Origin of the sequence: Streptomyces sp. DSM 40868 (genome assembly GCF_011820545.1) — a bacterium.
Lineage (GTDB): Bacteria > Actinomycetota > Actinomycetes > Streptomycetales > Streptomycetaceae > Streptomyces > Streptomyces eurythermus.
Map to the genome: position 1 here is coordinate 7,840,057 of NZ_CP050504.1, position 14,024 is coordinate 7,854,080.

14 protein-coding genes are annotated in these 14,024 nt (G+C 73.6%); 5 read left to right on the forward strand and 9 right to left on the reverse strand.

Going from position 1 to position 14,024, the window contains the following annotated elements:
- Positions 1-35: 35 nt before the first annotated feature.
- Entirely contained in the window at positions 36-1,067 is a 1,032-nt protein-coding gene (locus HB370_RS35365; protein WP_030780180.1) for an SDR family oxidoreductase, read from the reverse strand.
- 207 nt (positions 1,068-1,274) lie between these two features.
- Here HB370_RS35365 and HB370_RS35370 point away from each other — a divergent pair, with 207 nt between their 5' ends.
- Positions 1,275-1,595, forward strand: coding sequence for a hypothetical protein (locus tag HB370_RS35370; protein WP_030780177.1), 321 nt, complete (start codon positions 1,275-1,277; stop codon positions 1,593-1,595).
- Between the two features lie 263 nt (positions 1,596-1,858).
- Here HB370_RS35370 and HB370_RS35375 read toward each other — a convergent pair whose 3' ends face one another.
- Genes HB370_RS35375 through dnaK form a run of 3 tightly spaced genes read right to left on the reverse strand, consistent with a single transcriptional unit; the run spans position 1,859 to position 4,543 of the window.
- Entirely contained in the window at positions 1,859-2,047 is a 189-nt protein-coding gene (locus HB370_RS35375) for a hypothetical protein (protein ID WP_030780174.1), read from the reverse strand.
- A 31-nt stretch (positions 2,048-2,078) separates the two neighbouring features.
- Positions 2,079-2,660, reverse strand: coding sequence for a nucleotide exchange factor GrpE (gene grpE / locus HB370_RS35380; RefSeq protein ID WP_030780172.1), 582 nt, complete (start codon positions 2,658-2,660; stop codon positions 2,079-2,081).
- Positions 2,657-4,543: a molecular chaperone DnaK gene (dnaK, locus tag HB370_RS35385; protein WP_167513070.1), complete on the reverse strand. Its 1,887-nt coding sequence runs from the start codon at positions 4,541-4,543 to the stop codon at positions 2,657-2,659. Before dnaK ends, grpE begins: the two co-directional genes overlap by 4 nt.
- Positions 4,544-4,713: 170 nt before the next feature.
- Between dnaK and HB370_RS35390 the strand changes: the two genes are divergently transcribed.
- Positions 4,714-5,097 (forward strand): hypothetical protein, encoded by a 384-nt coding sequence (locus HB370_RS35390; protein ID WP_030780167.1) that lies wholly within the window; start codon positions 4,714-4,716, stop codon positions 5,095-5,097.
- Between the two features lie 31 nt (positions 5,098-5,128).
- Here HB370_RS35390 and HB370_RS35395 read toward each other — a convergent pair whose 3' ends face one another.
- Positions 5,129-5,953 (reverse strand): VOC family protein, encoded by an 825-nt coding sequence (locus tag HB370_RS35395; protein WP_030780165.1) that lies wholly within the window; start codon positions 5,951-5,953, stop codon positions 5,129-5,131.
- A 128-nt stretch (positions 5,954-6,081) separates the two neighbouring features.
- Positions 6,082-6,675, reverse strand: a complete 594-nt coding sequence (locus tag HB370_RS35400) for a dihydrofolate reductase family protein (protein WP_030780162.1) — start codon at positions 6,673-6,675, stop codon at positions 6,082-6,084.
- A 70-nt stretch (positions 6,676-6,745) separates the two neighbouring features.
- Here HB370_RS35400 and HB370_RS35405 point away from each other — a divergent pair, with 70 nt between their 5' ends.
- Entirely contained in the window at positions 6,746-7,324 is a 579-nt protein-coding gene (locus HB370_RS35405; RefSeq protein WP_030780159.1) for a TetR/AcrR family transcriptional regulator, read from the forward strand.
- 51 nt (positions 7,325-7,375) lie between these two features.
- Here the strand turns inward: HB370_RS35405 and HB370_RS35410 are convergent, their stop codons facing one another.
- Both HB370_RS35410 and HB370_RS35415 read right to left on the reverse strand, forming a co-directional pair.
- Positions 7,376-9,862 carry an FtsX-like permease family protein gene (locus HB370_RS35410; RefSeq protein WP_030780156.1) on the reverse strand — a complete coding sequence of 829 codons (2,487 nt, stop codon included), beginning with the start codon at positions 9,860-9,862 and terminating at the stop codon, positions 7,376-7,378.
- Positions 9,859-10,674, reverse strand: coding sequence for an ABC transporter ATP-binding protein (locus HB370_RS35415; RefSeq protein WP_030780153.1), 816 nt, complete (start codon positions 10,672-10,674; stop codon positions 9,859-9,861). Before HB370_RS35415 ends, HB370_RS35410 begins: the two co-directional genes overlap by 4 nt.
- 305 nt (positions 10,675-10,979) lie before the next feature.
- Here HB370_RS35415 and HB370_RS35420 point away from each other — a divergent pair, with 305 nt between their 5' ends.
- Entirely contained in the window at positions 10,980-11,384 is a 405-nt protein-coding gene (locus tag HB370_RS35420) for a hypothetical protein (protein WP_030780150.1), read from the forward strand.
- A 244-nt stretch (positions 11,385-11,628) separates the two neighbouring features.
- A complete protein-coding gene (locus tag HB370_RS35425) occupies positions 11,629-12,822 on the forward strand; it encodes a PP2C family protein-serine/threonine phosphatase (protein ID WP_030780147.1) in 1,194 nt (397 codons plus the stop codon).
- A 27-nt stretch (positions 12,823-12,849) separates the two neighbouring features.
- On the opposite strand, the gene HB370_RS35430 is transcribed toward HB370_RS35425, so the two are convergent.
- Positions 12,850-13,962 carry a hypothetical protein gene (locus HB370_RS35430; protein ID WP_157855555.1) on the reverse strand — a complete coding sequence of 371 codons (1,113 nt, stop codon included), beginning with the start codon at positions 13,960-13,962 and terminating at the stop codon, positions 12,850-12,852.
- Positions 13,963-14,024: the final 62 nt, after the last annotated feature.

Sequence of the window (14,024 nt, forward strand, 5' to 3'; positions counted from 1 at the left end):
GTCTCCGCTCCTCCGTGGGGCCCGTCAGGGCCCGTTCAGCCGACCTTGCGTCCCCGCATCGGTTCGGTCTCCATCCCGCCGCCCTGCCGCAGGCCCTCCAGGAACTCCTGGATCACCTCGGTCGCCGTACGCCGGGGACGCCAGCCCAGTTCGGCGCGGGCCCGCGCGCAGTCCATCAGCGGCAGCCGCAGCACGGCGTCGAACAGGTGCGGGGACGCGGGCAGCAGGTGCAGTCCCCAGGCGGCGGCGATCGCCGAGCGCGCCGCCGTACGCGGCAGCCGGACCGGCCGGGAGCCGAGCAGCTCGGCCAGGACGGCGGCGTCCAGCGGGGGATCGGCGGCCAGATTGAAGGGGCCCCGGGCGTTGTCCGAGCGCACCGCGAGCCGGTAGGCCTCGGCCGCGTCGTCGGTGTGCAGTGCCTGCACCCGCAGCCCGGGGATGTCCGGCAGGAACGGCAGCAGCTCCGGCCGGGCCAGCGGACCGGGCAGGAACCGCCCGCCGAAGATCCGCCGCTGCTCGCTCGCCGACTGCCACTTGAACAGGAACGCCGGGCGCATGCGCACCACCCGCACCTCGGGGTGGTCGCGCTCGAACACGTCCAGCGTGCGCTCCAGATAGGCCTTCTCCCGGCAGTACGCCGCGTCCGGCCAGCCGTGGGTCGGCCAGGACTCGTCCACCGCGTGGTCCTTCGGTCCCGGCGAGTACGCGCCGACGGAGGAGGCGTGCACCAGCACGGGCACTCCGGCCGCCGCGACCGCCTCGAACACCCGGATACCGCCCAGCACATTGGTCCGCCAGGTCCGGGCCGGGTCGTGCGTCGGCTGGAACGCCCAGGCGAGGTGGATCACGGCGTCCGCGCCCTCGAACCGCTCGGCGAGGTTCTCCTGGTCCGAACCGAGGTCCACGGCGGACCACTCCGTCTTCGGCGGCGACCACTGCGGCGTCCGCCGGGCCAGCCCGCGTACCGACTCCACCCCGGGGTCCTCGGAGAGCAGGCGCACCACACTGGTCCCGACATTGCCGGTGGCGCCGGTCACGACCACCCTGCTGCCCGCTGAGCTGCTCACCTTCGGCTCCTCTCGTCGGCACGGCCGGGCTGTGACGAGCGCACGGGTACCCGGACCCCCGGCGCGCACACGCGGCGCGGCAGCGGCTCCGCCGACGCCCCGGGGCGCGGGGAGGGCGGCTTATCGCGTTGAGGGCCGGGGGAGCGCGGGCATAAGGTCACCGGCATGTCTCTACGTCTTCGTATGCGTCAGGCACTGCCGGAGGCCATGCGTGCCCGTGACAAGGCCGCCGTGAGCGCCCTGCGCGCGACCCTGGCCGCACTGGACAACGCCGAGGCGGTGCCCGTGGGCGAGGACGAACTCCGTGGCGTCGCCCTCGAACAGTCACCGGTCGGCGCCGGCACCACCGAGGCCGCGCGGCGCGAGCTGAGCGAGCGCGACGTGATCGAGGTCGTCCGTGCCGAAGCCGGCGAACGGCTCGATGCCGCGGCGCAGTTGACGGCACCGGCGCACGCGGACCGGGCCGCCCGGCTCCGTGCGGAGGCCGACGTACTGCTCGGCTTCCTCGACGGCCCGGAACCCGCGTAGGACCCACCGCCGCGGCACCTCGGGAGCGTGCAGGCGCCGGATGAGGAGAAGGCACGTCACGCCGGGCGGCCAGGTGTACGGCTCCGGGCCCGACGGCTCCCGCACGTACCGTCACCACCTGGAAGGCCCTGGAGCCGGGCCCGGCCCAACGGCGCCGGCTGCGCCGCGGCACCGCCACTACCACTTCGCCGCCCGCCGCCACCAGGAGTGGCGCCGGCGCCGCACCGGCCCGGTCCCCGCCCGGCCGCCCTCGTGACGCGCGGTCACCGACGGCACCACCACCTCCGCAAGGACGCGAACCGCGTGCCGTGGACCAGCCGGGTGCGCACGGGGCGCCGGGCCGGGGGCAGCGGCAGCCGCGTCTGCCGGACGTAGGCCCTCCATTCCTCGTACACGCCGGGCGCGAGCACGACGGCGAGCAGTATCGCGGGGATCACGACGGCGGACAGCACGGCGACAACTCCTTCCGCACGGCGAGCGGCTTCATATCCGGACGGGTTCCGCCACCTCCACCTGGGCCGGCCGCAGCAGCTGCTCGCCGACCCGGTAGCCGGGGCGGAGGACGACGGCACAGGTGGGCTGCCGGACGGCGGCGGTGAACGTGCAGGAGACGGCCTCGTGCACGGCCGGGTCGAACGGCTCGCCCGCTGTGCCGAACGACCGCAGCCCCAGGGCCGCGAGCTCGCGCTCCAGGACCTCGGCCACCCGCCGGAAGCCGCCCGTGACCTCGCCCTGCCCGCGGGCCTGGTCGATGGCGTCGAGGACGGGCAGGAGGCCGGTGAGCACATTGGCCACCGCTATCTCGCGGACCGCCAGACGGTCGCGGCCGACCCGTCTGCGGTAGGTGTCGTACTCGGCCTTCACGCGCCGCAGGTCCGCCGTGCACTCGCGCAGCCGCGCGCGCAGCACGGCGGCCTCGTCGGCGGGCCGGGCCGGCGGGCGGGCGGGCTCGACATCGCCACGGCGGCGGGGTTCCAGGCTGTTTCCCGGATCCCGCCGCCGGGTGTCCCCGACGACCGACAGCGACGGCCTGCCACGGTGGCCGGTGCCACTCGGACCGCTCATCCGGCACCGTCCTGCCGCTTGTCCTCGTCGACGATCTCGGCGTCCACCACGTCCTCGTCCGGCCCGCCCGCACCGGACGCGCCGCCGCCCTCCGCACCCCCGCCGGCCGCCTGCGCGCCCTGCGCCTGCTGCGCCTGGGCGTACATGGCGGTGCCCACCTTCTGGGCGGCGGCGGTGACCTTCTCCGTGGCCTGCCGCAGGACCGCGGTGTCCGCCGGCTCCGCCTTCAGCGCCTGCTTCAGCTCCGCCAGAGCCGTGTCGACCTCGCCCCTGATGTCGGCGGGGATCTTGTCGGCGTTGTCGCTCAGCAGCTTCTCGGTCTGGTAGGCGACCTGCTCGGCACGGTTGCGGGTCTCGGCGGTCTCGCGCCGCTGCCGGTCCTCCTCGGCGTGCTGCTCCGCCTCCCGCATCATGCGGTCGATGTCGTCCTTCGGGAGCGAGGAGCCGCCGGTGACGGTCATCTTCTGTTCCCTGCCGGTGCCGAGGTCCTTCGCCGTGACGTGCATGATGCCGTTGGCGTCGATGTCGAAGGAGACCTCGATCTGCGGGACGCCGCGCGGCGCCGGCGGCAGACCGGTCAGCTCGAACATGCCGAGCCTCTTGTTGTACGCCGCGATCTCGCGCTCGCCCTGGAAGACCTGGATCTGCACCGACGGCTGGTTGTCCTCGGCCGTGGTGAAGATCTCCGAGCGCTTGGTCGGGATCGTGGTGTTGCGCTCGATCAGCTTGGTCATGATGCCGCCCTTGGTCTCGATGCCGAGGGACAGCGGGGTGACGTCGAGCAGCAGGACGTCCTTGACCTCGCCCTTGAGGACACCGGCCTGCAGGGCCGCGCCGACGGCCACGACCTCGTCCGGGTTGACGCCCTTGTGCGGGTCCTTGCCGGTCAGCTCCCGCACCAGGCCGGTCACCGCCGGCATCCGCGTGGAGCCGCCGACCAGGATGACGTGGTCGATGTCGGACACCTTGATCCCGGCGTCCTTGACCGCGTTGTGGAACGGGCCCTTGCACCGCTCCAGGAGATCGCTGGTCAGCTGCTCGAACTGGGCGCGGGTGAGCTTCTCGTCCAGGTGCAGCGGGCCCTCGGCGGACGCCGTGATGTACGGCAGGTTGATCGTGGTCTCCGAGGACGACGACAGCTCGATCTTCGCCCGCTCCGCCGCCTCCCGCAGCCGCTGCACGGCCATCTTGTCCTTGGCCAGGTCGACGCCGTAGTGGTTCTTGAACTGCTGGACCAGGTGGTCGACGATCCGCTGGTCCCAGTCGTCGCCGCCCAGAAGGGTGTCGCCGTTGGTGGCCTTGACCTCGACCACGCCGTCGCCGATCTCCAGCAGCGACACGTCGAAGGTGCCGCCGCCGAGGTCGAAGACGAGGACCGTCTGGTCGTTCTCCTTGTCCAGTCCGTAGGCCAGGGCGGCCGACGTGGGCTCGTTGATGATCCGCAGCACCTTCAGCCCGGCGATCTCCCCGGCCTCCTTGGTCGCGGTGCGCTGGGAGTCGTTGAAGTACGCCGGTACGGTGATCACCGCGTCCGTGACGTCCTCGCCGAGGTACGCCTCCGCGTCCCGCTTCAGCTTCTGCAGCACCCGCGCGGAGATCTCCTGCGCCGTGTACCGCTTGCCGTCGACGCTCCCGGTCTCGGGGAACCTCCACTGCGCGTCACCCATGTGCCGCTTGACCGAGCGCACGGTGCGCTCCACGTTCGTGACGGCCTGCCGCTTGGCGACCTCGCCGACGAGCACCTCGCCGTTCTTGGCGAACGCCACGACCGACGGGGTGGTGCGGGCGCCCTCCGTGTTGGTGATGACGGTGGGCTCGCCGCCCTCCAGGACCGAGACCACCGAGTTCGTCGTGCCGAGGTCGATTCCTACCGCGCGTGCCATGGCCCTCTCCTCCCTCCGTCTCCCAGACCCCGGACCGGACACACGTCACTGAGAGTCTGGATAAAGTCCCCACGCCAGCTTGTCAAGAAATCCGGGTTTCCACCTCTTTACAAGCTTTTGCCGAGGGCGGTAGCTGTGGAGACGGGCCCGGGCCGGAAGGAGGCAGGCCGATGATCACCGAACTGGCCGTCGAGCGCGTCGAATTCACCTGCGGCCACTGCTGGCACACGTGGAGCACCGATTACGACGTGCAGTACTACCGCGACGAGAACGGCGACGAGTGGGAGTACTTCACCCGCGACGGAGACGCCGTGCCGTCCCCCTACGAGCCCCAGGGCGCTCCGCCCTGCCCGCTTTGCGGCCGCCGCTGGGTGGGCCGGCTCACCGCCCGCCGGCCCGTCCCCGTGCCGCCCGGCCCGGCCGGCACGCCCCGGCAGCGGCTCACCACGGACCGCGAGCGGCACCGCACCGACCGGCATGCCGCGCCACCGCTGGGCGCGGACGCCCCCGAGCGGCCCCAGGACACCACGGCGGGGGCACCCGGCGAGCCGTGAGGCTCCCGGGGCGCGGCGGGCCGCCGCCCGCTCAGCCGGCGAGTCGCGGCCCGGCCGCCGAGATCACGGTGAACCGGGCGCCGTCGGGATCGCGCAGTACGGCCTCGTGCTCGCCCTCCTCCAGGACGCCTCCGCCGTGCCGCCGCGCGGCCCGCGCGCACTCCGGCACATCGTCCACCAGGAAGGTGACCTGCCAGTGCGGCCGTACCGAGGGGTCGGGGGCGGTGTCCGACTCGCCCGACTCGATGCGCGCGACGACGTGGCCCTGGCTGCGCAGCAGCACCTCGTCGGCCTCGTACTCGACCTCACAGCTGCCGGGGCGGTCCGAGGCCCAGTCGAGGACGCCGCCGTAGAACATGGCGGCGTCGAAGGCGTCGCGGGTGTGCAGGGTGATGAAGGCCGGTGCCGCGCGCCGCCGGGGTTCCCAGCGACCGAACAGCTCCCCCTCCCAGATGCCGAAGGTGGCTCCGTGCCGGTCGGAGAGGAGTGCCACCCGCCCGGGCGGCAGCCGCAGCGGGCCGACGCCCGCCGTGCCGCCCCGCTCCCGGGCCCGCGCCGCGGCCTGGTCGGCGTCCGGGACGGCGAAGTACGGCGTCCAGGCGACCCCCGTCTGCCGCAGGGCGGGCAGTACGGCGATCCCGGCGACCGGCGCCGAGTCCGCCAGCGCGATACGGAAGTGATCGCCCGACCCGGCGGGGCGCCACTGCCAGCCGAGCACGGCCCCGTAGAACCGCTGTGCCGCCTCGAGACCGTGACTGGTCAGGCTGACCCAGCACGGCGCGCCGCACGCGGAGCCCGTGGAGCCCGTGGAGCCGGCGTCCGTGGCCCTGGAGGGCTGTGTCTTGCCGTGATTCATGGCCATCGCGCCCGGCCTCCTGTGTCCCAACCGCCAGCGCTGTGAGACCGATGTCCGACGGGAATGCGAAACCTGAAACGTCAGCGTACCCACAGCACTCCCGGGGAAACGGCTCCTGCCGCGTGTCGCTAGCGGCGGGTGAGGCGGGTGAGGGTGACGCCGTTGGGGAAGGCGGTGCGCTCGGCGACGTCGAAGACGGTGGGGTCGAACGCGCCGTCGAAGGCCGGGATCCCGGCGCCGGCCACCACCGGGTAGTTCTTGATCACCAGCTCGTCGATCTCGGGCAGCAGGGCCCCCGCGAGCCGTCCGCCGCCGCAGAGCCAGATGTCCAGTCCGGTGCCCTCCTCCCGCTTGAGCGCGCGGACCAGGCCGAGCGGGTCGTCCGGGACGACGGTGACGGCCGGGTCGGTGTCCGGGGCGAGGGTGCTGGAGACCACGTACTGGCGCAGGTGCGCGTACGGGCTGGTGATCCCCGCGTCGAGCGCGGGGCGGTAGGCGCCGAGGCCCATGACGACCGTGTCGAAGTGCCGGCTGGGTGCGTCGCCCAGGCCGACGGCGGGGCGGAGGGCCGTCGGGACCGTCTCGGGATACAGGGTGTTGGTCCAGCCGGAGTAGGCGGCGGCCTGCCGTTCGTCACCGGCCGGGAAGAAGTCGTACTCGCCGCCGGGGCCGGCGATGCGGCCGTCGAGCGAGACGGCGACGTAGTACACGAGCTTGCGCAAGCTGGTAACTCCCTACGTAGTACTCTGGCTGAAGTGGTGTGACCGTAGTACTACAGCTGGAGTGGTGTCAATGGTGAGACGGAACGACGAACGGCGGGCCGCCCTCGTGGACGCGGCGATCGAGGTGCTGGCCAGGGACGGCGCGCGGGGCCTGACGTTCCGGGCGGTGGACACAGAAGCCGCCGTGCCCGTCGGCACCGCCTCCAACTACTTCACCGACCGCGACGACCTGCTCACCCAGGCCGGGGCCCGGGTCTACGAACGGCTCCAGCCCGACGAGGCCACGCTCACCCGGCTGCGGACGGCCGGCCGCGACCGGGAGACCTACGCGGAGCTGATGCGGGAACTCGTCGGCCGCGTGGCCGCCTACCGCACCGGCTACCTCGCGCTGCTCGAACTGCGCCTCGAGGCCACCCGCCGCCCCGGACTCCGCGAGGTCCTCACCGAGCGGGTCCGGGCCGACCTGGACGCCAACGTCGCCTATCACGAGGCGTCCGGCTTCCCCGGCGACGCCACGGCGGTCAAGCTCCTCGTCCTGACGCTCAACTGGCTGATCGTCGAGCAGCTCACCCTGCCGGACGTCTTCACGGAGGCGGAGCGCGAGCAGCTGGTGGCGGCGGCGGTCGAACGCATCGTCACCGAGGAGTAGGGAGGAGCACGCGGCCGGGGCCGTCCGCCCGCGCCGTCCCGGAGCGCCGGCTCAGCGCCGTAGCGCCGCCCGCGCCGGCAGCGTCACCGCCAGCAGGCCGAGCCCCACCGCGCCCCCGGCGAAGGCCGCGTACACCAGCGGGGGCACGTACGGGTCCTCGCCGGTCAGGCCGCGCGTCATCGGGATCAGGGTGGCCGCGGCGATGGCCGTGCCGAGGACCACGCCGGCCCCCGCCACCAGCAGGCCCTCCCAGCGCAGCATGCCCATCACCTGGCGCCGGGTGGCGCCGACGAGACGGAGCACGCCCAGTTCCCGACGGCGGTCGAGGACGGTCATCACCAGGGTGTTGACGGCGGCCACGGCGGCGAAACCGCCCAGGACCGCGGCCATCGTGTAGTTGGCCCAGGCGTTCAGCTCGCGGCCGGCGCTCCGCCCGGCCGCGTAACCGGACCCGTCGGCGACCTCGCCCAGCGGGGCGAGGTCCCGCGCGTCCCCGCCGCGTACCAGCAGCGTGCTGTCGAAGCCCGAGGAGACGTGCGCGGCCAGCGACGCGCGGTCCATGGTCACGGCCGGCAGGCCGAGCCCGCGGCCGTAGACGGCGACGACCTCGGGGCGGGCCCGGGTGCCGTCCGGGAGGTACATCGGCAGCCTGTCGCCGACCGTGACCCCGGCCGACGCGGCGAGCATGGTGTCGACGGCGATCCGGCCCCCGCCGATCCGGTCGAGGCTCCCGTCGCGCACATCGAGGTCCTGCACCTCGGCCAGCCGGGCGCCGGAGCCGGAGACACCCTGGGCCGCCGCGTCCTGCAACCAGCGGTCGTCGCCCGACCCGACGGGCACCAGCACCCGGGTGTCCAGCAGGCCCGAGGCCGCCCGGACGCCGGGAGCGCGGGCGGCGCGCCCGACGGAACCGGGGGACAGCCCGGCGGGGTGGGTGACGACGTGGTCCGCGGTGACGCCGGCCCGCAACTGCCCGGCGGCGACGTGGCTTTCGCTCGTGTGCAGGAAGGTGAGCGTCGAGGCGAAGGCCATGGCCAGCACGATCGGGGTGAGCGCCGAGGCCAGCCGACGGGCGTTGGTACGGGAGTTGGCGACGGCCAGCGAGGCCGCGGCGCCCAGACCGCGCAGCAACAGCCCGGACAGGGCCGCGCACAGCCGCGCCACCAGCGGGCCGAGCAACGCCACCGCGAGCATGAACAGCATGACGACGCCGAGAGCGGCGTTGGCCGCGTCGTCCCCGGCCGAACCGGCGGCGAGCACGGTGAGGACCCCGCCGCCGGCCAGCGCGCCCAGACCCAGCGCGGTACGGATCACGCCCGGGCGCCGCCGTTCCAGCGAGGCCTCGGTGAGCGCCTGACCCGGCTTGATCCTCGCGGGCCGGCGTCCGGCCGCCCAGCCGGCGGCGAGCGCGGTCAGCAGCCCCGTGCCGACGGCGACGACGAACGGGATCCAGGACACGTACAGGCGCACGGGTTCCGGGATGGCCCCGCGGTCCTCCAACTGCCCGAACCACCAGTGCGCGAGCCCGATCCCCGGCAGGCAGCCGGCGAGCCCGGCGACGGGCGCGACGAGCAGCCCCTCGGCGGCGACCGCCCGCCGGATCTGCCGCGGCGTGGCGCCGATGGCGCGCAGCAGCGCGAACTCCCGGGCGCGCTGGGCGACCGACAGGGCCACCGTGCCGGCGGCGGTGAAGACGGCGACCATGGCGGCGATCCCGCCGAAGGAACCGCCGAGCCCGGTGAGCGTTTCCTTCGCGTACCCGAGCCCGTGGTTCTCCACGGCGCCGCGGTCGTCACCGGTGTGCACCCCGGCGCCGGACCCGGCGAGCGCCTCGCGCACACCGGCGGCGAGGGCATCGGTGTCCGCCCCGTCGTCCGCCAGTACGGCGATGGCGTCGGCCTTGCCGGGGTGCCCGGCGAGCGCGGGGGACCGGGCATCGGCGAACCAGCCCACGGGACCCCCGGCCCGGTCGCCGGGACCGGCCTGCGCCAGCCCGGAGACGCGGAAGCGGGCGCGTCCGGCGGCGGTTTCCAGCACGACGGTGTCGCCCACGCCTGCCCTCGCGGCCCGTGCGGCGGCGGTGTCGAGGACGACCTCCCCGGCGCGGGGCGCGGTCCCGGCGCGGAGCGCGGTTCCGGTGAAGGCGTGCGACGCCCAGCCATGCCCCGTGAACGCGCGGTTGCCCTGGCGCACGGGGAACGTGAAGTCCGCCACGGCAGCCCGGACGCCGGGCACGCGGGCCGCCCGCCCGGCCAGCGCGGTGTCCACGCGGGCGGTGTCCGGCAGTGGGATCGACTCCTCGGAACGGCCGTCCCCGCTGCCCATGACGAAGTGGGCGTACTGGTCGGCCGCCGCGACGACCGGCGCCTTCGCGTACCGCGCGGGCGGGACCGAGGCACGGATGCCGGTCTCCATGAGGATGCCGCAGGCGGAGACGATCAGCGACGCCATCATCAGCGCCACGAAGGTGCCGGCGAACGAGGCGGGCTTGAAGCGTACGGCCGCGCGGGCGAGGCCGTTGGGGGCGAGGCTCCTCACGCGGCGGCCACCGCCACCGTGCCCGTGCGGGAGGTGAGCGCGGCCATGCGCGCCGCGATCTGCTCCGCCGTGCCGCGGTCGAGGCCGCCGGCGAAGACACCGTCGGCGAGGAACAGCACGCGGTCGGCCCACGCGGCGGCGGCCGGATCGTGGGTGACCATGACGACGGTCGCCCCGAGGGCGTCCACCGCCTGCCGGAGCAGGCCGAGGACCTCGGCGGCGGTCCCGGTGTCCAGGGCGCCGGTGGGCTCGTCGGCGAACACCACGTCCGGGTCGGTGATCAGGGCACGGGCGACGGCCACGCGCTGCTGCTGGCCGCCGGACAACTCGCCGGGCCGGCGCCCGGCCTTGTCGGCGAGGCCGACCCGCGCGAGCATCGCCGCCGCCCGACGGCGGTCCTGGCGCTGCCCGGCCAGGCGCATCGGGAGCAGCACGTTCTGCTCCACGGTGAGGGAGGGCAGCAGGTTGAAGGCCTGGAACACGAAACCGAGGCGGCTGCGCCGCAGTTCGGTGAGCTGGTTCTCGCGCATGCCCGTGATCTCCGTACCGCCCAGCCGCACGGAGCCGGCCGTCGGCCGGTCGAGACCGGCCGCGCACTGCAGGAAGGTGGACTTGCCGGACCCGGACGGGCCCATGACGGCGGTGAACGTGCCGCGGGGCAGGGCGAGATCGATGCCGGCGAGGGCCTGCACGGTACGGGAGCCGCGGCCGTACTCCCGCCGTACCCCGCGCAGTTCGACGGCGAGACCGGGTGTGCCCTGGGGCTCCAGCCGGTCGTCCGCCTTCCGCCGCCTGCCGCCGCGCAACCTCATGTTCCGTCCTCTCGCGATCTTTCCCAGCCGATGACTCGACGCTACGGAGCACGGCCGTCACGGGACATGGAGGCTCCCGGCGGATCGGGGGTGGGGATATCCCGAGGGCACCGGTCAGGACAGCTCGACCCGCGGAACGGGCCCGGCGCGTCGGCGCACAGGCGGCCCGGCGCCCGCCCGGTCCCGATGGGTGACGGCCGGGCGCGCCCGACGTGGCCCTCCCGCCCGCAAGCCACGAGGTTTTGTCCGCATACGCGTCGTGGCTCGTCTCGGCCCCACGCGGTCAGACTCCGTGGGAGCGCAGCATGCCTACCCTCTTCCGCGAGCGGATCGTCATCCCGGCCACCGCCCCGGCCGCGGCGGCGGCCGGCGCCGGCCAGGCCCCCGCCCACGCCTCGTGCTTCGACCGCGCCACCCGGCCCTACACCTCGGTCGTCGACAGCCACCTCCACTACCGCCCCTTCGGCGGCAAGGCGATCCCCTTCGAAGAGCTCAACACCTATCTGCGCAAGAGCGGCGTCCACTACGTCAACGACTTCGTCGCGTCGAGCGACAAGAGCTACGCCGTGTACAGGAAAGAGCTCGAAGTGACCAGCCGCATCAACAAGGCCCTCGGCGGCAGAGCCTTCCGCGGCATCGCGCTCGGCGAGAACTACTTCCGCCTGCTCGGCCTGAACACCACGGCACCCCGGATCCGCGCACAGAAGTGACCCACCGGGCCGGCCGGCCGTGGATCCCTCCCCGGCACCGCCGGCCTGTCGCCCGTCACGGCCGGGGGTACGCTGGCCTTAACGAGAGCTTTTCGGGCGCACGACCACGGCGGCGCCGTTCCCGGCGAGTGACGGACGCGGGCAGCCGCAAGCCGCTTGGTGCTCCGGACCGGACCTCGCCGCCGGGAAGGAGGACACGGACTCGGGACAGGACACCACTCCGCGGATCATGGCGGGAGAACGGATGACGCCCGAACGGCGCCCGGACCGCTCCGAGAGCTTCGGGGAAGCGCTGCTGGGAGAGGTTCTCGACCGCGCGCACGAGCTTCCTCCCGACCTCATCGCGCCGCTGGTCACCGCCGTGGTGGCGCGACTGGGCGGCCGGCATCCGCAGGTGCTGCTGCAGGACTACGGCCAACTGCTCCTCGTACCCCTGACCGGCGAGCGCCTCACCCAGGGGGAACCGCAGGTGATCGACGACTCGGCGGCCGGCCGCTGCTTTCTCGACGCGGTCCCCGTGGAACTGCTCGGGGCCGACGGCGTACGGATCCACCTGCCGCTGCTGGACGGCGGCGACCAGGTGGGGGTCATGTCGGTGACACTCGACGGCATCGACGACGACGTCCGGCGCCTGCTGCTGAGGATCTCCGGACTCGTGGCCGACCTGCTGGTGACCAAGCACGGCTACTCCGACCTGTTCTTCGGCGTCCGGCGCCGCGAACCGATGAGCGTCGCCGCGGAGATCCAGTGGTCCCTGCTGCCCCCGTTGGCGATGATCATGCCTCGGGTCGCCGTGGCCGGGATCCTGGAACCCGCCTACGACGTGGCCGGCGACAGCTTCGACTACGCGCTCAACGGAGACATCCTCCATGTGGTCATGATCGACGCCATGGGGCACGGACTGAACGCGGCCACCCTGGCCACCGTCGCCATCGGCGCCTACCGCCACGCCCGCCGCCTCGGCATCGGCCTGTCGGCGAGCTACGCCTTCATGGACCGTGCCGTGGCGCAGCAGTTCGGCCCCGAACACTTCGTCACCGCGCAGATGATCCAGCTGGACACCACGACCGGGCGGATGCGGTGGGTCAACGCCGGACACCCGCCGCCGATCCTCGTCCGCGACCACCGCGTCGTACGGCGCCTGGTCGCCCCGACGACCCTCCCGGTCGGCCTGGGCGGTCCGGAGCCACCGGTCAGCGGGCTGCGGCTGGAGCACGGGGACCGGGTGCTGTGTTTCACCGACGGGCTGGTCGAGGAGCACGTCAGGGGAGGGGAGGAGTTCGGCGAGAACCAGCTGATCGACCATGTGAACCGGCTGGAGGCGACCGGTCGCGGCATCCGGGCGGTGACCCGCTCCCTGTCCCACACCCTGAAGCGGGCGCGGGGCGGACACACCACGGACGACGCGACGCTGCTCATGGTGGAGTGGCGCGGCTGAACTCTCCGTTCCCGGCAGCGCCCGCGCTCACAGGACCGCCCGGGCGGTAGGGGCCTGACCCTCGCACGCCTGCCGGACCCGGTCGACCAGCATGCGTGTCAGGACTTCGAGATGGTCGCCGCCGAACGCCTCCGTCCAGTCCACCGCCTCGATGCGGTAGGTGACGCCGACCACGACACTGCCGAACCTGACCACGGACATCACCGTCTTGCCGGAGGAGCCGTCTTGCCCGCCGAAGGCATGGCTCTCGTCCCCCAGCGCCGGCAGCGCCATCGAGGGCGGAGCGTCCCCTCTTGCCGACCGGTAGGCCGATTGCGCGGCACTGACACTGGAGAGCGCGTACACCTCGAATTCGGCGACGTTGTTCGTCGACGGGTCCTGGTACTCGGCTTCGCCGCAGAACAACACGCTCGGCTGATCGGTCCGGCACCGCGATGCGCCGGCTTCGAGCACCTTCGGAGCGGACTCCTGGGTCCAGCCGCCGGGCACCGCGTCCAGCCCGGGAAGGACCGACTTCACCACGTCACGGTCCTTGAGCACCGGACGGATCCGCCCGCCGGCGAGCGAGTTGTCCGAGCCGTCCGCGGAAGCGCCCGCCGCGCCCCCCTCTCCGCCGGTGTCCTGCCGCGACGCCGTGCCGCTTCCCCGGCCCGGCGAGTCGTCCACGCCGATGGCTCGCACGCCGCCGTACACGGCGAGCGCCACGATCGCGAGCACCAGCGCGACCAACGCCACCAGGGCGCCCGGGCCGCCGCGGGTGGTCGAGATCGTCAGCGGACCGAGGGAGATATTGCTGCCGCGTAACCGGTTGCCGTCCCCGATGACCACGCTCCCGGGAGGCGCCGGCGGCTGCTGGGGCGGCGGTGGTGCCTCGAACAGGGAGAACAGCCGTCGTGCGAACGCCGGGTCCGCGTCGAGAGCGTCCCGCAGAGCGGCGTGGAGCCGGTCCGCCGCTGTCGAGTCGTCAGGGGCCCGGTCCAGCCCCGTCAGGGCTGCCCGACCCTGTTCGGAGCCTCCCAGACGTTCCCTGACCAGGCCGGACACCATCTGCACCGTCTCCGTGCCGAGCGCGGTCCCCGCGCCGGTGACCGCGGCCACGACGAGAGGTACCACCGCCGACGCCAACCCCGCTGTGTCCATCCCTGCTCCCCCCGGTAAGTAGGCCAAGTATGGGGAGCCCCCACCGTGAAATGAAGGTTCTG

What these genes read in the sequence shown, in the direction of transcription:
- HB370_RS35395 (WP_030780165.1), bottom strand. Translation starts at nt 5,953, where the DNA reads ATGAATCACGGCAAGACACAGCCCTCCAGGGCCACGGACGCCGGCTCC.
- HB370_RS35420 (WP_030780150.1), top strand. Translation starts at nt 10,980, where the DNA reads ATGCCTACCCTCTTCCGCGAGCGGATCGTCATCCCGGCCACCGCCCCG.
- grpE (WP_030780172.1), bottom strand. Translation starts at nt 2,660, where the DNA reads ATGAGCGGTCCGAGTGGCACCGGCCACCGTGGCAGGCCGTCGCTGTCG.
- HB370_RS35405 (WP_030780159.1), top strand. Translation starts at nt 6,746, where the DNA reads ATGGTGAGACGGAACGACGAACGGCGGGCCGCCCTCGTGGACGCGGCG.
- HB370_RS35430 (WP_157855555.1), bottom strand. Translation starts at nt 13,962, where the DNA reads ATGGACACAGCGGGGTTGGCGTCGGCGGTGGTACCTCTCGTCGTGGCC.
- dnaK (WP_167513070.1), bottom strand. Translation starts at nt 4,543, where the DNA reads ATGGCACGCGCGGTAGGAATCGACCTCGGCACGACGAACTCGGTGGTC.
- HB370_RS35370 (WP_030780177.1), top strand. Translation starts at nt 1,275, where the DNA reads ATGCGTGCCCGTGACAAGGCCGCCGTGAGCGCCCTGCGCGCGACCCTG.
- HB370_RS35425 (WP_030780147.1), top strand. Translation starts at nt 11,629, where the DNA reads ATGACGCCCGAACGGCGCCCGGACCGCTCCGAGAGCTTCGGGGAAGCG.
- HB370_RS35415 (WP_030780153.1), bottom strand. Translation starts at nt 10,674, where the DNA reads ATGAGGTTGCGCGGCGGCAGGCGGCGGAAGGCGGACGACCGGCTGGAG.
- HB370_RS35390 (WP_030780167.1), top strand. Translation starts at nt 4,714, where the DNA reads ATGATCACCGAACTGGCCGTCGAGCGCGTCGAATTCACCTGCGGCCAC.